Origin of the sequence: Burkholderia sp. AU39826 (assembly GCF_020419965.1) — a bacterium.
Taxonomy (GTDB): Bacteria; Pseudomonadota; Gammaproteobacteria; order Burkholderiales; family Burkholderiaceae; genus Burkholderia; species Burkholderia semiarida.
This window is the reverse complement of the sequence record NZ_JAIZQG010000007.1, coordinates 232383-252074: the sequence shown is the minus strand read 5'-3', so window position 1 is coordinate 252074 and position 19692 is coordinate 232383. Positions and strand designations below refer to the sequence as shown.

The following is a 19692-nucleotide window of genomic DNA, read 5'->3' as shown; positions in this document are numbered from 1 at the left end:
TCAGTTCCGGGTCCAGGTTCAAGCCCTTGCCCGGTTCTACGGTCGCTTCTTCCTTACGTTTGCGTGGCATAACGTGGCTCCTTGGCCATCAGTTTATGCCTCACACACAAAGGTTCGGATAGGCTCGCCTGAGTTTGTCTGAGCGGGCCGGTCGATTCTCCCGGCGCGGGCTATTCTCATCGCCTTATCTTGTCCCGGTCCACGAGGCCAGGAGTGGCGAACGGGAATTCCGCCTCGATCAAAGTCGCCCAGGTTCGGAAACAGTGCGCCGAGCGTGGTTATACGCTCGGCGTTCTGCTTTCCGGCTGCAACACGTGATGAAGGCGACGCGCGGTTGTCTGATGACGGCGCGATGACGCTCGCCGCCAGTCCTGCACGCTGCCACGCAAACCCCTAAGATGCAGCGATCCGTCCATCATTTCCGCTGCTGCGCGCGAAGCTTGCGCCCGCGCCGGACGTCCCTCCGGAGCCCCGACCATGCGCATCACCGCGGTCCACGAACGCGCGATTCCCGTATCCCGCTATGCCGATCCGGCGATTCCTTCGGGCGGCCTGACCACGAGCATCGTCGCGGTCGTCACCGACGTCGTGCGCGACGGCCGACCGGTGACGGGCTACGGATACGCGTCGATCGGCCGTTTTGCGCAGAGCGGCCTGATCCGAGAACGGTTCGCGCCGCGTCTGCTGGCTGCTGCCGATACGCTCGCCGACGAAGCTGGCGCGAACCTCGACCCGTTCCGCGCATGGCGCGCGATGATGGCCGGCGAGAAGCCGGGCGGGCACGGTGAACGCTGCGTCGCGGTTGGCACGCTCGACATGGCGATCTGGGACGCCGCCGCGAAGATCGCCGAGCTGCCGCTGCATCGCTTTCTCGCCGATCGTCTCCAACGCACGGCAGCACCACGCGTGCGCGTGTACGCGGGCGGCGGCTACCGCTATCCGCACGACGACCTCGCGCGCCTGTCGGACGAGATGCGCCGGATCGTCGATCTCGGCTACACGCACGCGAAGATCAAGATCGGCGGGATGGATTTCGATCAGGACCGCCGCCGCATCGACGCCGCTGCCGCGCAGTTGGCAGGCCCTTCGCATCTCGCGGTCGACGCGATGAACACGTACGACGCGACGACCGCCCACGAGGCGGCCGAGATGCTCGCGCCCTTCGACCTTTGGTGGTTCGAGGATATCTGCGACCCGCTCGATCTGCCGCTTCAAGCAGACGTCGCCACGCGATACGCATCGCCGATCGCGGCCGGCGAAGCGCTGTTCTCGCTCGCGGAAGCAAAGCTGCTCGACCGCTATGGCGGCTTGCGCAACGACCGCGACGTGCTGGTGTTCGATCCCGTGCACAGCTATGGGCTGCCGGGCTATCTGCAGATCGTCGATCACTTCGTGTCGCGCGGCTGGCGGCGCGGTGCGTTCTGGCCGCACGGGGGTCATCTGTTCTCACTGCACGTCGTCGCGGCGCTCGGGCTCGGTGGCGCGGAAGTCAGCCCGTTCGCATTCCATCCGTTCAGCGGGCTCGCCGATGGCGAAATCGTCGATGCGGGATACGCACGCGTGCCGCAGGCGCCGGGTATCGGGTTCGAGTTGCATGCCCACGCGCACGACGTACTGCGCGCGGTATCGGAATCGGTGCCGATAGCGGGCCGCTGACGCGTACAGTGCGCCGATCGCGCACCGCGGGCATTCCTCGTCCACTGCGGCTGCTGTCCGAGTGGGCCGGTGCTTCGCGCCGTTCAGGCGTCAGGACGGATTGGCGCCCGGGTGATGTCGCGATGTAAAGGCGATAGCGCCGCGTCACACGCCGCCGAGCGCATGCACGCCGACGAGCAGCAGCGCCCCGATCGCGATCAGCAGCAGCGCATGAACACGCGTGTAGATCACGCACAGCGTCGACGCCGCCGCGATCACGCGGGCGGCCCAGCCGCCGTCAAGCGTCCGCAGCAACACCCATACCGACGCGACGATCATGCCGGCCGCGACCGGGCGCAGGCCGGTTTCGAGCGCGATTTGCCAGCGCGCGCCCCGATGTCGCCGCCATAGATGCGCGACGCCGTAGATCAGGAACGCGGTCGGGCCGAACAGCGCGAGCGTCGCGATCACCGCGCCCCAGAAGCCGGCCACCTGCCAGCCGATCAGCGTCGCCAGCAGCGAGCCGGGGCCCGGCGCCATCCGTGCAATCGCGAAGTCGTTCACGAATTGCGCGGCGCTCATCCAGTGATGCACGTCGACGACTTGCCGCTGGATATCCGCGATGACCGCCTGCCCACCGCCGATCGTCGCGATCGACAGCGGCGCGAACACGCCGAACAGTGCTGCGTAACGTGCCGACGCGTTCATCGTGCGTCACTTCCGACCGGCGCAGCGGCCGCGCGACGGTATTCGAGCGCGACGCTCAGCGTGCCGCCGATCAGCACGGTCCACACGAGCGGCCAGTGCAGCACCGCGACCGACACGAACGTGAGCGTCGTCACCACGAACGGCAGCACGCGGCGCGGCAGCCGGCGCACCGCGGTGATCGCCATCGAGATCGACAGCCCGATCGCTGCGGCCGCCGCGCCGGCGAGCGCGACATGCGTGAGCGGGAAGCGCGTGAGGGTCGAGAACGCGACGCCGAACAGCACGATCAGCACGGCCGGCGGTGCGATGATGCCGGTGAAGCCGGCCACGGCGCCGCGCCATCCGGCGAGCCGGTAGCCGATCCAGATCGCGAGGTTCTTCACGTTGACGCCCGGCAACGCCTGCGACAGCGCGAGACCGTTGAGGAACGCGTCTTCGTCGAGCCAGCGCCGCTCGTGCACGAAGTCGCGCATCATCCGCCCGCTGAGCCCGCCGCCGAAGCTGGTCAGGCCGATCTGCGCGAATGCGATGAACAGCGCGAGGACGCCCGGTGGCGGCGCGTCGCCTGCGGGCGGTGCAGTGGGAGTCATGGCGGAGGGCGAGGGCATCGGGCGGGTGGCACGTGGCGATCGAGCGATCGCCCATGTTAGCAAGCGGTGCCTGTCAGCACGCTGACACGGGGTTCGGCGCAGGGCGGTGCAACCCGCGACCGATTTGACGCGTACGAACGCGCCGCGCAATACGCCACGCAGTTGCGTTGCCGATGCGGCGCGACGCCCGAACCGGCGTATGATCGCGACGCCACTCGCGCAACGTTCGACGCCACCGCTTCTCCATCATGCCGCCTTCCGATCCCGCTGATCCCGCCGATTCCATCGCGCCGCTTCCCGCCGATCTCGTCGCGTCCGCCGTCGACGCGCTCGCGCGTGCCGACGCCTTGCTCGTCACGGCCGGCGCCGGCATCGGCGTCGATTCCGGGCTGCCCGATTTTCGCGGCACGGACGGCTTCTGGCGCGCGTATCCGGCGCTGCGCCACGAGCGTTTCGAATTCCACGAAATCGCGTCGCCGCACGCATTTCGTGCGCGTGCGCCGCTCGCATGGGGATTCTACGGGCACCGTCTCGCGCTCTATCGCGCGACGGCGCCGCACGCGGGCTTCGCGATCCTGCGCCGCTGGATCGACGCGATGCCGAACGGCGGCTTCGTGCTGACGAGCAACGTCGACGGCCAGTTCCAGAAAGCCGGCTTTGATCCGGCGCGCATCGTCGAGATCCACGGCTCGATTCATGCGATGCAATGCCTGCGCCCGTGCACGGACGCGACGTGGGACGCGGCGCCGTTCGTGCCGGAAGTCGACGAAGCGACGTGCCGCCTGGTTGGCGACATGCCGCGCTGCCCGCACTGCGGCGGTCTCGCGCGGCCGAACATCCTGATGTTCGGCGACACCGGCTGGCTCGGCGCGCGCTACGACGCGCAGGAGCGCGCGCTGGAAGACTGGATCGCGCAGGCCGGGCGCGTGGTGGTAGTCGAGATCGGCGCGGGCACCGCGATTCCGACCGTGCGTCTGCTGAGCGAACGGCTCGGCGCCGACGTGATCCGCATCAACGCGCGCGAGGCGCATGCGCGCCGGGCGGACGTGATCGGGCTGAAGGGCGGTGCGCTGGCGACGCTGAACGTGCTCGACCGCGCATGGCGCGGCGGCTGAGCCCCGCGCTTCGCGCCGACCGGCGCCGAAGCCGCGTGATGGCGGCCGCGCGACTACGGCCGCGCGACGAGCGCCTGCACGAGCGCCGGCGCGATCGGTGAACCGAGGCCCGTCACGTAGTCGTAGCCGCCCGCCGCGTTGCAGATGCTGCCGCAATTGCCGTTGGACCCGGTCGTCACGTCGTGAAAGTCGCTGCCGTACGCGGTTTTGCCGACCGTATAGAGCGTGTCGTAGGTGCCGCTCAACGCTTTCTTGCCGGCCGCCGCGCGCAGCGAATTCGCGATCGCGACGAGCGCCGCCCATTGCGGCGCCCCAGCGCTCGTGCCGCCGACCTGAAACCAGCCAGCCTGCCCCTGATAGGCGACCGAGTCGTACACCGCGAAACCGCTGGACGGATTCGCGTCGTAGCTGACGTCGGGCACGCCGCGCTTGCCGGCCACCGGAACCGGCCATGCGGTCTGGCCGGCCGGCTCGGCTTCGATGCCGCTCACGCCGCCGCCGCTGCCGCTCCATGCCGCCTCGCCGATGTAGTTGCCGGCCGTATCGGACGACAGCGTCGTGCCGCCGACGGACACCACATAAGGCGACGCGGCCGGGTATTCGGTGCCGGTGCCGCTGTCGCCGGACGACGCGACGAACGTGACGCCGGGTGCGTTGAAATGGCTGTCGAAGCCGGTCTCGCTGCTGAATTCATTGCCGCCGAAGCTCATCGACACGATCGACGCGCCGCGCTTGACCGCGACGTCGACCGCGGCCAGCAGGTCGTTGAAGCTGGCCGACGCGGCTTCGACGAGCAGGATCTTCGCCTTCGGCGCGATCGCGTGGACCCATTCGACGTCGAGCGAGATTTCGAGCGCCCAGCCTGAATCGGTCCTGGGCCGCCCACCGCGTGCGTACACCTTGGTGAAACAGCCGTTCGACGACGTGCAGGCCGGCAGCGAGAACGCATTGCTGAACACGCCGAGATCGGATTCGATCTTCGGGTGGTCGTACGCGTCGACGATCGCGACGACCATCCCGTCGCCCTGGTTCGCGATCGTGTCGAATCCGTATGCATGCCGCGTGAGTGCCGGCGTGAGGCCGGCGATCGCGGCCGTGCTCGCGCGCGACTTCGTGTGGAACGGCGGGCGGGCAAATCCGTTCGGTGCGCGGTGGCCTTCGACGTAGGATGGCGGCCCGTTGCCGTCGGCGAGCGCACCGCCGGACGCGAGCAGCGACGCGCACAGCGCCGGAATCAACATGGACGACAGGCGGATATCGTTCATTTTTCGAGTCTCCATGTCGATGGAGTGGGGTGGCGAAACGATTTTACGAAATCGACGGCGGTAATTGCATCGAATATCGGCCGGATACGGGAATGTCTGATAAGGGAAAGTACGTGGAGCCCACGTAGGACGGGCATTTCACGGGGTTGGTCCGAGCCGGATCGAACGGTTTTATCGGTTTTTAAAAATCTGATAAATAATCGGCCGATTCAGAATCGATTTGTCATGTCGGATGAAATTGCCTGGTAAATGTTCGCCGCGGCGCGCGGGTGGAAATCGTGAAAGGCATCATGCGCTCGCGACGCGATCCGATGCCTGCCGGCCCGGTTCGTCGGCATTGCCGGTGTGGCGCGATTACGCATACAGTTCAGCGTAGGCCGCGTGCGCCGCGCGGCGCCGTCACTGAGGGGTGCCCTTGTTCTATTCGATCGTCGCGATCTTCGTCGGCGCCGGCCTCGGCGCGTTGCTGCGCTGGTTCCTGAGCCTCGCGCTCAACGCCTGTTTTCCCGCGGTGCCGCTCGGCACGCTCGCGTCGAACCTGATCGGCGGCTACGTGATCGGCGTGGCCGCCGTCGTGTTCACGGTCCGCGTCGGGTTGCCGCCCGAGTGGCGGCTGTTCGTGATCACCGGTTTTCTCGGCGGCCTCACGACGTTCTCGACCTATTCGGTCGAAGTGATGACGCACGCGCTCGAGGGCGAATTCGGATGGGCATTGGCGGTGGCTGCCCTACACTTGACTGGATCGTTCGCGCTGACGGCGCTCGGCATGTGGACCGCGCGCGCGTGGCTCGCGGCGGCCTGAGCGGGCCGCCATCGGAGGGAGCGATGGACAGGGTCTTGTTGCGCTTCTACGTGCACGAGCAGCATCGGCTGCACTGGAAGCCGCTGTGGGAGTGGCTATTGGAAGAGGCGAACCGAATGGGTGTCGCGGGCGGGTCCGCGTTTCGCGCGATGGCCGGTTTCGGCCAGCATCGCGTGCTGCACGAGGATCGCTTCTTCGAACTGCAGGGTTCGCTTGCGATCGAGGTCGAATTCGTCGTCACCGAGGACGAGGCGCAGCGGCTGCTCGAGCGGCTCTCGCGCGAGAAACTGCGCGTGTGCTACGCGATGATGCCCGCGCGGTTCGGCGTGATCGACACGCTCGGCGCACCGCCGGCGCAGGGGCCAGCGGCGTAGGCCCATCGCGCCTGATCAGATGCCGAACATCGTCAGCGACACGGCGGCGCGCGTGACGATCATCAGCAGCACCTGCACGATCACGAACAGCAGGATCGGCGACAGGTCGATGCCGCCGAGGTTCGGGATCACACGGCGCAGCGGGTTCAGGAACGGCGCGGTGAGCTGGTAGAGGATCGGCATCGCCGGCGAGCGCGGGTTGAGCCACGACAGCAGCGCCATCAGGATCGTCATCCAGATCACGAGGTTGAGCGCCCACTTCACGACGGTGAGCAGCGCGACCACGACGAGCGTCGCGATCACGGCGGCCGGATCGAAGCCGGCCATCACGACCATCAGCACGACGTAGACGAGCGCGGTGAGCAGCGCGGCGACGACGCTGGCCCAGTCGATGCCGCGTACGCCCGCGATCACGCGGCGCAGCGGCAGCACGAGCCAGTTGGTCGCCTGCAGCACGGCTTGCGTGACGGGGTTGTACGGCGGCACGCGGACGGCCTGCATCCAGACGCGCAGAATCAGCGCGGCGCCGAATAGCGTGAAGACGGTATTGAGCAGAAAACGGGCGATCTCGCCGAACATCGTTGGCATCCTTTTTATTACAGTCAGTAGCGTGCGGCCGCCAACGCCGGTTGGCGGCGCATCGGCCGACACCTTATCACGCCTCGTCTCGCGGCGGGGAGGGGTGCGCGGCCACGCGCGCGAACGACGTTTCGACGGCTTCGGCCAGCGCCGGCAGCGACGCCGGCGGCGTCGCGCGCTTCGCCGCGAGTGCGATCGCGCGGCGCGTGAGCAGCGCATACAGCGCCGCGTGATCGCCGCCGCGCGCCTCGAGCAGCGCGAGCTGGCGCTCGACGATGCCCGTGTCGCCGCGCGATACCGGGCCGGCCAGCGCATTCGCGAGCCCCTTGTCGCGCGCGGTCTCGATCGTGCCGGCGAGCATCGGCAACAGCGCACGCAGCGCGGCGTCCTCGTCGAAACCGAGGCCGCGCCACAGCTCGACCGCTTCCGACAGCCCGCACAGCGCGAAGCTCGCCGCGTAGTGCGCGGCCGCGTGATACAGCATCCGGCCGCCGGCCGGAATCGACAGCGGATGGCAGCCGAGTGCGGCGGCAAGTCGCAGCAGCGTCGCGTGCAGCGCACCTTCCGCTTCGATCGTGACCGAGCAGCCGTCGATGCGCGCGAGGTCGGCGTCGGTGCCGCCGAACAGATAGAGCGGATGAAAGCCGCCGGTGGCCGCGCCTTGCTGCTTCGCAGAATCGAGCAGCGCGACCGCCGACGCGCCGCTGCAATGGACGACCGCCTGGCCGGCGGCGCGCGATGGGTCGAAGCGCAGCGCCGCGGCGCTCGACGCGAGATGATCGTCGGGCGTCGTCACGAAGATCAGGTCGGCGGCGTCGGCCACCTGCTGCGGCGTGTCGACCGCGCGGCAGCCGTCGATGCGTGCGGCGAGGCCGGCGGCCGACGCAGGTGTGCGGCTCGCGATCGCGACGACCGGGAAGCCGGCCTGCGCGAAGCGCTGCGCGATACAGCGCGCGAGGCGGCCGGCGCCGATGAAGCCGAGGCGGGGTGTGTCGGGAAGCGGCATGGCAGCGGCGGTAAGCAAAAACGAGGCAGCCGCCAGTATCGCAGGAATGATGCCGGTGCCGCGGAAGGCCGGTTGCGGAGCCGCCGCACGTATGAATGACCGACAGGCGGCGCGATTCGGCCCGGCCGACGCTCGGCATGACGACCGCATCAGGATCGTGGAATCCGACCCCGAAACACCGCGTGCCCGTATCCCGCTTGAAATGTCGGCATCTCGTCTTTAATTTGTAATCGTTCATTACGTACGCGCGCCCCGTGCCCGCGACGGATCCGGTAAGACTGACCGGTCGTTGTGTGGCGACCCGTCTCCTCGGACGGAATCGCGCGACCTGCAAGGGGCGCCGCCCGCGCCGGGTATCGCGCCGCACGGCGGCTCCGGCCGCGTGCGATTGCAATTTGCAACAAATGCCCGATACGCGCGGGGCGGGTTTTCGCTACATTGCTTCCATGCGACGTGCATGCCCGCCGTTGCCGACAGGGAGCGCCTAAAATACCGCTCCAGCAGGAGAATCGAAGTGAAAAAGCTCATTCCGTTCATCGCCGCCGCCGCGCTGGGCCTGGGTGCCGCAAGCGCCGCGCAGGCTCACGTGTCGATCGGGGTCGGCATCGGTGTCCCGGTCGCGCCCGCTTATCCCGTCTATGCACCGCCGCCGCCCGTGTATTACGCGCCGCCGCCTCCGCCCGTCTACTACGCGCCGGCGCCGGCCTACTATGCGCCGCCGCCCGCCGTGGTCGTCGGCGGCTACTACGGTCGCCCGTACTGGCGCCACGGTTATGGCGGCTGGGGCCATCACGGCTACTGGCGTCGCTGATTCGCCCCGCGCGGCCTGACCGCGCATGGCAAAACGGCGCAACGTCCCGCGAGGGGCGCTGCGCCGTTTTTCATTGGGGCCGCCGTTACGTGCGTGGCTGCGCGCAGGGCGGCCGCGATTACGCCGCGTGCACGATCAGGTCGCGGTAGCCGCCGACGATCACGCTGTACGAAAAGTACGCGAACAGTAGCGCCGACGCGACATGGCAGGCCCGCATCAGCCCGGCGCCCGCGCGCTTGCGGCCCTGGCTCGCGAGCGTGCACATGAAGAGCGTCCACGCGAGGCCGCCGAGGAAAAAGCCCGTCAGGAACACCGACGCGGTGGCGGGAGTGGTCGCACCGGCTTTCGCGATCAGCGCGCCGCCGACCGCCGCGAACCACAGGATCGCGCTCGGCGACGACATCGCGAGCAGCATCCCGCGCATGAAACTGCGCCGCGCGCTTGCCCGCGGCGGAAGCGGGGCGTCCGCATCGTCGTCGGCCGCCTTGGCGGGCGCGAGCGCTTCGCGCGCCATCTTCCACGTGAGGAACAGCAGCACCGCGCCGCCGCCGATCCATACGATCCAGCGCACGGGTTCGAACTGCAGCAGCACGGCCATTCCCGCGAGTGCGAGCGCCGCGTAGACGAGATCGCCGACGCACGATCCGACGCCGAGCCAGAAACCTGGCCGGAAGCCGTGCGACAGCGTCAGCGACAGCATCGCGACGTTGACGAGGCCGATGTCGAGACACAGCGACAGCGACAGAAAGAATCCGTCGGACAGCATGGAGGCGGGTGGAAAGCTCATCTTCTGGGTGCGTGCGACGATTGCGATGCGCGGGCCGGCGGGCGCCGGCCGCGTGGCGTCAGAGGCCGATCTCCTGCCACAGCCGGTCGACGCGGGCCTTCACGGCCGCATCCATCTCGATCGGGCGGCCCCATTCGCGGCTGGTTTCGCCCGGCCACTTGTTGGTCGCGTCGAGCCCCATCTTCGAGCCGAGTCCGGCCACCGGCGACGCGAAGTCCAGATAGTCGATCGGCGTGCTGTCCACCATCACCGTGTCGCGTACGGGGTCGACGCGCGTCGTGATCGCCCAGATCACTTCCTTCCAGTCGCGGATGTTCACGTCCTCGTCGACGACCACGATGAACTTCGTATACATGAACTGCCGCAGGAAGCTCCATACGCCGAACATCACGCGTTTCGCGTGGCCCGCGTAGCTCTTCTTCATCTGGACGATGGCCATCCGGTAGCTGCAGCCTTCGGGGGGCAGGTAGAAGTCGGTGATTTCCGTGAACTGCTTCTGCAGCAGCGGCACGAACACCTCGTTGAGCGCGACGCCGAGCACCGCGGGCTCGTCGGGCGGCTTGCCCGTGTAGGTCGAGTGGTAGATCGCGTCGCGACGCATCGTGATGCGCTCGACGGTGAACACCGGAAACCACTCCTGCTCGTTGTAATAGCCGGTGTGGTCGCCGTACGGCCCTTCGAGCGCGTGCTCGTACGCGGCCGCCGCATTGCCGGCCGGCCGCGGCGGTGCGCCGGCCGGAGCGGGGGCAGGAGCGCCTTCCTGCGGATGAATGAAGCCTTCGAGCACGATCTCCGCGCGCGCCGGCACCTGCAGCGTGTCGACGCCCGGCGTCAGGCACTTCGCGAGCTCCGTGCGGCTGCCGCGCAGCAGGCCGGCGAACTGATACTCGGACAGCGAATCGGGCACGGGCGTCACCGCGCCGAGCGTCGTGGCCGGATCGGCGCCGAGCACGACCGCGACCGGATACGGCTTGCCGGGATTGCGCAGCGCGAACTCGCGGAAGTCGAGCGCGCCGCCGCGATGCGCGAGCCAGCGCATGATCAGCTTGTTGCGGCCGATCAGCTGCTGCCGGTAGATGCCGAGGTTCTGGCGCGCCTTGTTCGGCCCGCGCGTCACCGTCAGGCCCCACGTGACGAGCGGCCCCGCATCGCCGGGCCAGCAGGTCTGGATCGGCAGCTTGTTCAGGTCGACGTCGGCGCCTTCCCAGACGATCTCCTGGCACGGCGGCGACGACACCGACTTCGGCGCCATGTCCCACACCGCCTTCGCGAGCGACAGCAGCTTGCCGGCGTCCTTCAGGCTCTTCGGCGGATCGGGTTCCTTCAGCGCGGACAGCAGGCGCCCGAGATCGCGCAACGAACCGAGCGCGGCATCGTCGCCCGCATCGACGCCCATCCCGAGCGCGACGCGGCGCGGCGTGCCGAACAGGTTGCCGAGCACCGGGAATGCATTGCCGGGCGGCGCGTTGAACAGCAGCGCCGGGCCGCCGGCGCGCAGCACGCGGTCGCACAGCTCGGTCATTTCGAGCACGGGCGACACGGGCTGCGTGACGCGCCGCAGTTCGCCGAGCGCCTCGAGGCGCTGAATGAAATCGCGTAAGTCTTTGTATTTCATGAAGAAGGTCCGGGCCACCCGCATGAGTGGGCAGCGATGGGCGGGGCAGCGGCCGGCTGCGACCCCGAATTGACCGACGATTTTACCCCGTGCAGCCGTGCGGCCGCCCCGGCGGAGAAAAAGTCGATCGCGCGCAAACCCCCTACGGCACGGGACTTGCGTTCTGAAGAGGGGTTTTAAATTACTTTTTGTTATAGATTTGAGTTTTTATAGTGTTGACGATCTATAAAACCCTGCTAGAATCCGCTCACATTGGTTGCAGGGTAAAAGGCTTCGAGCCGCCAATCACCGATCTTTGACGCAGCGCGTCACCGTCCGCCGAATCCTGCACGGCGTCTTCGACGGCCTTTGTCGTAGTCCCAGCCAGCGCCACCAGACGCTGGTTTTTTGCGTGGGTGCCACCGCGTATGCCCGTCTCGCCCAGTGTGTGCGAAGGCGCCGGCCTTCTTACACCGTGGCCTCGAACGGTACTTATACCGTTTCCCCGATGCTTGCGCGTCCCAACCAAGGCGTGCGGCGTCGTGATTCCGCGGCGCGTTTTCTGTCTCGCCTTCGAGCTGAGCGAGCCGCACGAGTCATGTTCATGGGAGATGATCTGAATGAACGCTTGGTTATCGTGGCGTCCCACTGAGCAGCATGCGCAGATCGTGCGCAACTTGCTGCGTCGCGGGACGCGTGTCAGTCACCATCTATTCAGCGTTGTCGGCTGTTTCGCTGTCGCGGTTGCGCTTGCACTGTGGCTGCTGCCAACCGTCCGCGGCACGCTCGCCGCGAAGCTGATGCCGGTCGTATCCGCGGCCGTGCAGGCCGGCCCGGCCCGTCTGCTGTCCGGCCATCCGCTGCCGAACTTCGCGCCAGCCGGTGTGCAGCCGCAGCAGGAAGACAATCCCGAAACGGATACGCTTGCGGTCGGCCTCGATGTTGCGCCGGAAGCTGCCGCGCAGGGCGCCCAGGGCGATGCGTCCGATCCGGCCCGCAATGGCCCGTCGCCGGTCGCGCTGGCCAAGCTGATTCCGATTCAGCGGGTGGCGGCTGATGCGCGCGACGATCGCGCGCTCGCGTCGAACCGCGAACAGGCGCTCGTCGCCACCTACCTGTCGCGCCGTTACCGCGTCGCGCAGGAGCCGCTCGGTCAGCTCGTCAAGGCGGCGTTCCAGACCGGCCGAGACGTCGGCCTCGATCCGCTGCTGCTGCTGTCCGTGATGGCGATCGAATCCGGCTTCAACCCGTACGCCGAAAGCGGCGTCGGCGCGAAGGGCCTGATGCAGGTCATGTCGAAGGTCCACTCCGACAAATTCGAGTACTTCGGCGGTACCGACACCGCGCTGCAGCCGCTCGCGAACCTGCAGGTCGGCGCGCTGGTGCTGAAGGACTGCATCGCGCGCGGCGGCTCGCTCGCTAACGGCCTGCGTCTGTACAACGGCTCGACGAACCCCGACGACAATGGCTACGGCTCGAAGGTGATGGCCGAGCGCGCCCGCCTGCGCGACGTCGCGCGTGGCCGCAACGTGCCGATCAATGCGCCGCAGGCGCCTGCGCAGCCCGCGAAGCCGATCGTTACCGCCGCTGCCGTGACGGCCGCGCCAGGCGGCGCGAAGCGCGTACATGCGACGCTCGACGGCACGACGTCGGTCAAGGCGGCGCCGAAGGAAGCGGCTTCGCAGGACGACGCGAGCGTCGATACCGCGAAGCAGTCGCGCGGCGATCATTCGGAGCTCGGCGCGTAACGCGTCACGCCCGCCGTGCGGCTGCGGCCGGCAGGACATGAAAAAGGCACCCGATTCGGGTGCCTTTTCGTTTTGCGGTACGGTGAAGCGGCCGCTGCGCCGGCCGCGGCGTCAGTGTCGACCGAACAGCGTCGCGAGCCGGTCGACGGCCTCTTCGAGCCGCGAGTAGGCAGTCGCATAGGACAGGCGGATATAGTCGCGCGGCGCATGGACACCGAAGTCCATGCCCGGCACCAGCACCACGCCCGCGTCGTGCAGCATCGCCTGCGTGAGCGCGGCGCTGTCGCCGGCCGCCGGGTGCGCGACGCCGCCGCAATGCGCATACACGTAGAACGCGCCGTCCGGCATCACCGGCACCGTGAAGCCGAGCCGCTCGAGCGCCGGTGCGATGAAATCGCGGCGGCGCTTGAATTCGAGCCGGCGTGTTTCGTAGATGTCGAGCGTCGCGGGTTCGAAGCAGGCGAGCGCCGCATGCTGCGCGAGTGCGGACGGGCAGATGAACAGGTTCTGCGACAGCTTCTCGAACGTGCCGACGAGCGCGGGCGGCACGACGAGCCAGCCGAGCCGCCAGCCCGTCATGCTGAAATACTTCGAGAAGCTGTTCACGGTGATCACGTCGTCGCCGAACGACAGCGCCGACACGGGCGCGGCGTCGTAGCTGAGCCCCTGGTAGATCTCGTCGACGATCGTGAAGCCGCCGCGTGCGCGTACCGCTTCGACGATTCGCTTGAGTTCGTCCGGTTCGAGCGACGTGCCGGTCGGGTTCGACGGCGACGCGAGCAGCACACCGCGCGTGCGCGCGTTCCAGTGCGTGCGGACGTCGTTTTCGGTGAGCTGGAAGCGCGCGTCCGGGCCGCTCGGCACGAGCACCGGGCGACCTTCGGCCGCCGCGACGAAGTGCCGGTTGCACGGGTATGACGGGTCGGGCATCAGCACTTCGTCGTCGCGACCGACCAGCGCGAGGCACGCGAGCAGCAGCGCGGCCGATGCGCCGGCCGTCACGACGATCCGCTCCGGGCCGATCGTGAGGCCGTACGCGCGTGCATAGTGCGCGGCGATCGCCTCGCGCAGCGGCGTAATGCCGAGCGCGCTCGTGTACTGCGTGACGCCGCGGCGCAGCGCGGCCGCGGCGGCCTCGACAACCGGCTCCGGCGCGGTGAAATCCGGCTCGCCGATGCCCATGTGGATAACATCGCGCCCCAAGGACTCGAGCCGCTGTGCCTCCTTCATCAGTTCCATCACGTAGAAGGGCTGGATCGCGTCGACGCGTGCGGCGAGCGTGACGAGCGAATCGGCGGTGGTATTCATCGGCGGGCAGGGCGGGGAGAAAAGAATGAAAAACGGGCGCTTGCGCGCCCGTGGACCAACCAACGGTATCAGCCGTTGCGACGCGCCTGCGTTTCGGCGGGGCGCAGCTTCGCGGCCAGCTTGTCGAGCACGCCGTTCACGTACTTGTAGCCGTCGGAGCCGCCGAACGTCTTCGCGAGTTCGACGGCTTCGTTGATGATCACGCGGTATGGCGTTTCGACGTGGTGCGTGAGCTCGAACGTCGCGATCAGCAGCACCGCGCGTTCGACCGGCGACAGCTGATCGATCGGACGGTCCAGCGACGGCGCCAGCGCGTCGACGAGCGTCGCATGCTCGCGGATCACGCCGTGCAGGATCGCTTCGAGCAGTTCCTTGTCAGCCTTGTCGTAACCGAGCGCGCCGCGCAGTTGCGCGTCGATCTCGCCGGAGGGCGCGTTCGACAGCAGCCACTGGTACAGCCCCTGCGTCGCCAGCTCGCGCGATTGTCGGCGGGCGCTCTTCTTCATGCGCGCTCCTCTTCGTCGTCTTCGTCTTCCTCTTCGTCCTCGTCGTCGCCGAGCTGGTCGAGGGCCATCGTCAGGTTGGCCATCTCGACGGCGACGCGTGCGGCGTCACGACCCTTTTCGGTCATGCGCGCGACGGCCTGCTCGTCGGTTTCGGTCGTCAGGACCGCGTTCGCGATCGGCAGGTTGAAATCGAGACCGATGCGGGTGATGCCCGCGCCGCTCTCGTTCGACACGAGTTCGAAGTGGTAGGTCTCGCCGCGGATCACCGCGCCGAGCGCGATCAGCGCGTCGAACTGGCCACTTTCGGCGAGCTTCTGCAGCGCGAGCGGGATTTCCAGCGCGCCGGGCACCGACACGAGCAGCACGTCTTCACCGGTGACGCCGAGGCGCTCCAGTTCTTCGACGCACGCGTCGGCGAGGCCGTTGCACACGGGTTCGTTGAAGCGCGATTGCACGATGCCGATACGCAGGCCGTCGCCTTCGAGATTCGGTTGGTATTGTCCGATTTCCATGATCTGGTCCGTGGTGTGGATGAACGGTTGTAGGGCGAAAGCGCCGTGGCGGGTTACGCGTGGGACGCCGGGCAGGACGTGGCTTCGCCGCCGGGCATCGGGATGAAGCCCGTGACTTCGAGGCCGTAGCCGGACATGCTGCCCAGCTTGCGCGGATTCGACAGCACCTGCATCTTGCCGACGCCGACATCGCGCAGGATCTGCGCGCCGATGCCGAACGTCTTGAAATCGACCGGCCGGCGCTTGAGCGCAGCGGCCTTTTCTTCCTCGTCGAACGCCTTGAAGACGTCGATCAGGTGTTCCTTCGTGTCGCCGCAGTTGAGCAGCACGATCACGCCGAGGTCGCGTGCGGCGATCTCGCGCATCGCCGCGTCGAGCGTCCACGAGTGGGTCGACACGCCCGTCTCGAGCAGATCGAGCACCGACAGCGGCTCGTGCACGCGCGCCGGCGTGTCGACGTCGGGCGACGGCGTGCCGCGCACCAGCGCGATGTGCGGCGAGCCGCTCGGCTGGTCGCGGTACAGCACCGCGCGGAACGTGCCGTGCGCGGTCTGCATCGTGCGCTCGGCGATCCGCTCGATGATCGACTCGGTGCGGCTGCGGTACTGGATCAGATCGGCGATCGTGCCGATCTTCAGGTTGTGTTCCTTCGCGAATTCGATCAGGTCGGGCAGGCGCGCCATCGTGCCGTCGTCCTTGATCACCTCGCAGATCACCGCGGCCGGCGTGAGGCCCGCGAGCGCCGTGAAGTCGCAGCCGGCTTCGGTGTGGCCCGCGCGCACGAGCACGCCGCCCGGTTGCGCCATGATCGGGAACACGTGGCCCGGCTGCACGATGTGCTCGGGGCGCACGTCGTGCGCGACCGCCGTGGCGATCGTGTGCGCGCGGTCGGCGGCCGAGATGCCGGTCGTCACGCCTTCGGCCGCTTCGATGCTGACCGTGAACGCGGTGCCGTACTGCGTGCCGTTGCGGTAGGTCATCAGCGGCAGGTGCAACTGCTTGCAGCGTTCCTGCGTCAACGTCAGACAAATCAGGCCGCGGCCGTACTTGGCCATGAAGTTGATCGCTTCCGGCGTGACGAATTCGGCGGCGATCACGAGGTCGCCCTCGTTTTCGCGGTCTTCTTCGTCGACCAGGATCACCATCCGGCCGGCTTTCAGCTCGGCGATGATGTCGAGCGTGGAGGCGAGCGTCATAAGGGGGCGAGAAAGAGGAAAGTGCGTATTTTACGCCAGCCGGACGGCGTTTCGGCTGGCGCGGGCGGCGCGGGGCCGGCGAGCCTGCCGGAAAGCGGTGCGGCCGGCCCGTGAAGCAGGCCTGCCCGGACTGCCCCTGCCGCGCTGGCGGGCGGCCATGGGGCGCTCCGGGCCCGGCCGCGCGTCACGCGTGGTCGTTGCGGCCGCCGAGGTAGTCCAGCTTGCCGAGTTCGACGCCGCTGTGGCGCAGGATGTCGTACGCCGTCGTCACGTGGAAGAAGAAATTGGGCAGCACGAAGTTCAGCAGGTACGACTGGCCGGTGAACTCGATCGGGCCGACGCGCATCTTCAGCACGATCTGGCGCGCCTCGCTGCCGTCGATCTGCGCGGCGTCGAAGCTTTTCAGATAGTCGATCGTCTTCTGGATGCGCGCATGCAGTTCGTCGAAGGTCTGCTCGACATCCGGGTAGCTCGGGATCTCGGCGCCGGCGAGCCGCGCGGCGCAGCCCTTGGCCGTGTCGGTCGCGATGTAGACCTGGCGGACGAGCGGCAGCATGTCCGGATACAGGCGTGCGCCGATGAATACCGACGGATCGATCTGCTTCTCGGCCGCATGCGCCTGCGCCTTGCCGAGGATGTGCTGCAGGTTGGTGAGACCGCGGATCAGGACGGGCAGCGAAGCCTGGTACATCGAGATGGACATGGGGACGACTCCTTGTGGAAGAGGGGCAGCCGGCACGTGGCGCGCCGTGCGTCACGACGCCGAATCCGCTGCCGTTGCATCTTAGCGCGCTGCGCTGGCCCTTGCGCGTCGTTGGCCATTCGGCCAGGTGCCGGGGGGCGGCCACCGCGATCGGTTCCGCTGCAGCCCTGCGACGCCGGCAGCATCGATGCGACGTACCGTGCGATCAGGTTGAGTCTGGCTGAGAGCTTGTCCGGCGACGCATGCACTTGGCGGAAGCGTTGGTGGATGAGCAGGTTGTCTTTAGTTCTATTTGCCTGATGCTGGCGGCATCAACAACCGCCGCGCGTCCTCGAGCAGCAGGAGTAATTGTTGTTCTCGTGCCGGTGAGGCTTCAAACCCGAAACGCCGATAGAAGCGTTCTGCGTCCGCATCGATCGGATGTGTCAGCAGCGCACGCACCCCGGCTTGCCCGGAGATGGCGACGGTACGCCGGATCGCGTCTTGCAGCATGCCGATCCCGATGCCGCGCCCATGGTCCTGTATGGCCACCGCCAACCGAGCCAGAATGACAACGGGAATCGGATAGGCTCCCATCCCTTTGCGTACCCGATCAGGCGCCTCCAATGTGTCGATTTGCCCTACGGCAAGGCTGTAGTACCCTGCGAGACGTTGGCCATCGGTGACGACGAAGGTTTTGGCTGAACCGCTCGCTTGAGCTTGGTGCGCATGGCGCACGAGCCACTCATTCAGGCCGGGCTTGCCGCAATCGAAGTCTTCCAGGACATGGTTTGCATCCAATGCTTGCAGGGGAGACAACGGCATCAGTTCTCCCAGGGCGCCGTGCGAGTGAACAACTCCTTCAAGCCCGCGTTGTCTTGAGCCGGCCGATCAAGCATGTCAAGCAGCGCCTGCGATTGGCTTTCTGTGACGAGGAACAAACGCTGGTCGAGCAAGGTACGTTCGGCAACCTGACAGGCGCTGTCGAGAATGAAGTCGGTCATGGATTTGTGCGTGATCTCGGCCGCGCGGCGCAGCACTGCTTCCTGCTGCGGTGTGGCTCGCAATCCCAACCGGGCGGAACGGGTAGCGGTGCCCATGATAATTTCTCCTTCAGATGTACGTCATGTTAGCACAACAGGCGTACATGAGCATTTTTTGCACGGGACCGTTTTTTCTTCATGCTTTACCTTTACTGCACGCGGAAGCTGCTTGAGCGGTTGAAACCCGAGGTGGCCGAAGCCGGATACAGCACGACGAAGCTTGGCAGTTGGTACGTAACGGTGTTGTCGTGGAGGCCGCAGCTTGCGATGCTCGTGAATGAGCGGACGCTACTGCCGGTGCTGATGCCGCTGGCGCCGGTGGCCACCCTTGCGGCCAGATTCCCGGGGGCGCTCATGGATATACTGGCCGCCCACGGCGTGCCGCGTCCGTTCATAGTCTCGGAAGTGAGCGAAATGCAAGCCGTCAGATACACCAAGACGCAAAATCGCAGTGTGGTCGGCATCATGACGGAGTTTACGCATCTTGCTGAAGCTTACCGTGAAGCTTGCCGCGACCTCGACAAACCGACCGAACTCATCGAGCTGTCGCTACAACTGGCGCGCACGCCATGTAGCCCGCTTTACAAGGGACCGGTGTCCCCGGACCGGGCGTTGCAAGCGTTGACGAACGATGGAGGCACGGCCGCGTGATCGCGGTTGGCCGCGATCGGTTCCGGTGAACGGCCAGGGCACTCATTGTTGCAGCGCCGGCCGAAAAGCGCCTACGGGTTACAGAATGGCTTGATGGACGGCTTGCCGCGGAACGAAAGACAAGTGGTGTGGCGCGGCGGACCAAAGCGGTCAGCTACGCTGTATCGGCGACATCGCCGACAGCATCCGCTCCACATACCGCGCGATCATGTCGACTTCGAGGTTGACCTTGTCGCCGGCCTTCACGTGACGCAGCGTCGTGACTTCGACCGTATGCGGAATCAGGTTGATCGAGAATTCGCAGCCGTCCGCGCGATCGTCGACCGTATTGACGGTCAGGCTCACGCCGTTCACCGTGATCGAGCCCTTGTACGCGAGATAGCGGCCGAGCTCGCGCGGCGCGACGATTCGCAGTTCGTGCGACTCGCCGACCGGCACGAAGCGCGTGACGGCGCCGAGGCCGTCTACATGGCCCGACACGATATGCCCGCCGAGGCGGTCGTGCGCGCGCAGCGCCTTCTCCAGATTCACTTCGCCGGGCTGCGCGAGACCGACCGTCCGGTTCAGGCTTTCGCGCGACACGTCGACGTCGAACGTGGTGTCGGTCTTCTCGATCACCGTCATGCACGCACCCTGGATCGCGATGCTGTCGCCGAGCGCGACATCCGCCAGGTCGAGCCCGCCGGCCCGCACGGTCAGGCGCACGCCGGCTTCGGCCGACGTGCCGAGCGCGGCGATCGATTCGATGCGGCCGACGGCCGCGACAATTCCGGTAAACAT

At 67.3% G+C, this 19692-nt stretch carries 22 protein-coding genes; 7 read left to right on the top strand and 15 right to left on the bottom strand.

Annotated features, from left to right (window positions below):
• The first annotated feature begins 477 nt into the window (after nt 1-477).
• On the top strand, nt 478-1656 hold the full coding sequence (locus tag LGM42_RS16410) for a mandelate racemase/muconate lactonizing enzyme family protein (RefSeq protein WP_226232665.1): 1179 nt from the start codon (nt 478-480) through the stop codon (nt 1654-1656).
• 144 nt (nt 1657-1800) lie between these two features.
• On the opposite strand, the gene LGM42_RS16405 is transcribed toward LGM42_RS16410, so the two are convergent.
• Both LGM42_RS16405 and LGM42_RS16400 read right to left on the bottom strand, forming a co-directional pair.
• Nucleotides 1801-2343 (bottom strand): chromate transporter, encoded by a 543-nt coding sequence (locus LGM42_RS16405; RefSeq protein ID WP_226232664.1) that lies wholly within the window; start codon nt 2341-2343, stop codon nt 1801-1803.
• A complete protein-coding gene (locus LGM42_RS16400) occupies nt 2340-2951 on the bottom strand; it encodes a chromate transporter (RefSeq protein ID WP_226232663.1) in 612 nt (203 codons plus the stop codon). Before LGM42_RS16400 ends, LGM42_RS16405 begins: the two co-directional genes overlap by 4 nt.
• A gap of 230 nt (nt 2952-3181) precedes the next feature.
• Here LGM42_RS16400 and LGM42_RS16395 point away from each other — a divergent pair, with 230 nt between their 5' ends.
• Nucleotides 3182-4048, top strand: a complete 867-nt coding sequence (locus LGM42_RS16395; protein ID WP_226232662.1) for an SIR2 family NAD-dependent protein deacylase — start codon at nt 3182-3184, stop codon at nt 4046-4048.
• 53 nt (nt 4049-4101) lie between these two features.
• Here LGM42_RS16395 and LGM42_RS16390 read toward each other — a convergent pair whose 3' ends face one another.
• Nucleotides 4102-5313, bottom strand: coding sequence for a S53 family peptidase (locus LGM42_RS16390; protein WP_226232661.1), 1212 nt, complete (start codon nt 5311-5313; stop codon nt 4102-4104).
• A gap of 415 nt (nt 5314-5728) precedes the next feature.
• Here LGM42_RS16390 and crcB point away from each other — a divergent pair, with 415 nt between their 5' ends.
• Both crcB and LGM42_RS16380 read left to right on the top strand, forming a co-directional pair.
• Nucleotides 5729-6115 (top strand): fluoride efflux transporter CrcB, encoded by a 387-nt coding sequence (crcB, locus tag LGM42_RS16385; RefSeq protein WP_059574149.1) that lies wholly within the window; start codon nt 5729-5731, stop codon nt 6113-6115.
• Nucleotides 6116-6138: 23 nt separating this feature from the next.
• Nucleotides 6139-6489: a DUF190 domain-containing protein gene (locus LGM42_RS16380; RefSeq protein ID WP_060312971.1), complete on the top strand. Its 351-nt coding sequence runs from the start codon at nt 6139-6141 to the stop codon at nt 6487-6489.
• Nucleotides 6490-6504: 15 nt separating this feature from the next.
• Here the strand turns inward: LGM42_RS16380 and LGM42_RS16375 are convergent, their stop codons facing one another.
• Nucleotides 6505-7068 (bottom strand): YggT family protein, encoded by a 564-nt coding sequence (locus tag LGM42_RS16375; protein WP_006488584.1) that lies wholly within the window; start codon nt 7066-7068, stop codon nt 6505-6507.
• Between the two features lie 76 nt (nt 7069-7144).
• Complete coding sequence (locus LGM42_RS16370) at nt 7145-8074, bottom strand: Rossmann-like and DUF2520 domain-containing protein (protein WP_226232660.1); 930 nt, start codon at nt 8072-8074, stop codon at nt 7145-7147.
• Nucleotides 8075-8588: 514 nt separating this feature from the next.
• On the opposite strand from LGM42_RS16370, the gene LGM42_RS16365 reads away from it, so the two are divergent.
• On the top strand, nt 8589-8885 hold the full coding sequence (locus LGM42_RS16365) for a hypothetical protein (RefSeq protein WP_059574146.1): 297 nt from the start codon (nt 8589-8591) through the stop codon (nt 8883-8885).
• 118 nt (nt 8886-9003) lie between these two features.
• Here LGM42_RS16365 and LGM42_RS16360 read toward each other — a convergent pair whose 3' ends face one another.
• Nucleotides 9004-9672, bottom strand: coding sequence for a LysE family translocator (locus LGM42_RS16360; protein ID WP_059641723.1), 669 nt, complete (start codon nt 9670-9672; stop codon nt 9004-9006).
• 58 nt (nt 9673-9730) lie between these two features.
• Nucleotides 9731-11287, bottom strand: a complete 1557-nt coding sequence (locus LGM42_RS16355) for a UbiD family decarboxylase (protein ID WP_059641719.1) — start codon at nt 11285-11287, stop codon at nt 9731-9733.
• A gap of 599 nt (nt 11288-11886) precedes the next feature.
• Between LGM42_RS16355 and LGM42_RS16350 the strand changes: the two genes are divergently transcribed.
• Nucleotides 11887-13014, top strand: coding sequence for a transglycosylase SLT domain-containing protein (locus LGM42_RS16350; protein WP_226232659.1), 1128 nt, complete (start codon nt 11887-11889; stop codon nt 13012-13014).
• Between the two features lie 111 nt (nt 13015-13125).
• Here LGM42_RS16350 and LGM42_RS16345 read toward each other — a convergent pair whose 3' ends face one another.
• From LGM42_RS16345 to LGM42_RS16315, 7 genes are all read right to left on the bottom strand, one after another.
• Nucleotides 13126-14322, bottom strand: coding sequence for a pyridoxal phosphate-dependent aminotransferase (locus LGM42_RS16345; protein WP_060312980.1), 1197 nt, complete (start codon nt 14320-14322; stop codon nt 13126-13128).
• Nucleotides 14323-14390: 68 nt separating this feature from the next.
• On the bottom strand, nt 14391-14828 hold the full coding sequence (nusB, locus tag LGM42_RS16340) for a transcription antitermination factor NusB (protein ID WP_059638876.1): 438 nt from the start codon (nt 14826-14828) through the stop codon (nt 14391-14393).
• Complete coding sequence (ribH, locus tag LGM42_RS16335) at nt 14825-15340, bottom strand: 6,7-dimethyl-8-ribityllumazine synthase (protein WP_034206641.1); 516 nt, start codon at nt 15338-15340, stop codon at nt 14825-14827. The genes nusB and ribH overlap by 4 nt, the downstream gene beginning before the upstream one ends.
• 53 nt (nt 15341-15393) lie before the next feature.
• Entirely contained in the window at nt 15394-16536 is a 1143-nt protein-coding gene (ribBA, locus tag LGM42_RS16330; RefSeq protein ID WP_059574141.1) for a bifunctional 3,4-dihydroxy-2-butanone-4-phosphate synthase/GTP cyclohydrolase II, read from the bottom strand.
• Between the two features lie 184 nt (nt 16537-16720).
• On the bottom strand, nt 16721-17239 hold the full coding sequence (locus tag LGM42_RS16325) for a DUF1993 family protein (protein WP_059574140.1): 519 nt from the start codon (nt 17237-17239) through the stop codon (nt 16721-16723).
• A 288-nt stretch (nt 17240-17527) separates the two neighbouring features.
• Complete coding sequence (locus tag LGM42_RS16320) at nt 17528-18043, bottom strand: GNAT family N-acetyltransferase (protein WP_060312985.1); 516 nt, start codon at nt 18041-18043, stop codon at nt 17528-17530.
• Entirely contained in the window at nt 18043-18318 is a 276-nt protein-coding gene (locus tag LGM42_RS16315) for a DUF1778 domain-containing protein (protein ID WP_060312988.1), read from the bottom strand. Before LGM42_RS16315 ends, LGM42_RS16320 begins: the two co-directional genes overlap by 1 nt.
• Before the next feature lie 81 nt (nt 18319-18399).
• Between LGM42_RS16315 and LGM42_RS16310 the strand changes: the two genes are divergently transcribed.
• Complete coding sequence (locus LGM42_RS16310; RefSeq protein WP_060312990.1) at nt 18400-18912, top strand: DUF6933 domain-containing protein; 513 nt, start codon at nt 18400-18402, stop codon at nt 18910-18912.
• A 150-nt stretch (nt 18913-19062) separates the two neighbouring features.
• On the opposite strand, the gene LGM42_RS16305 is transcribed toward LGM42_RS16310, so the two are convergent.
• Nucleotides 19063-19692 carry a riboflavin synthase gene (locus LGM42_RS16305; RefSeq protein ID WP_226232658.1) on the bottom strand — a complete coding sequence of 210 codons (630 nt, stop codon included), beginning with the start codon at nt 19690-19692 and terminating at the stop codon, nt 19063-19065.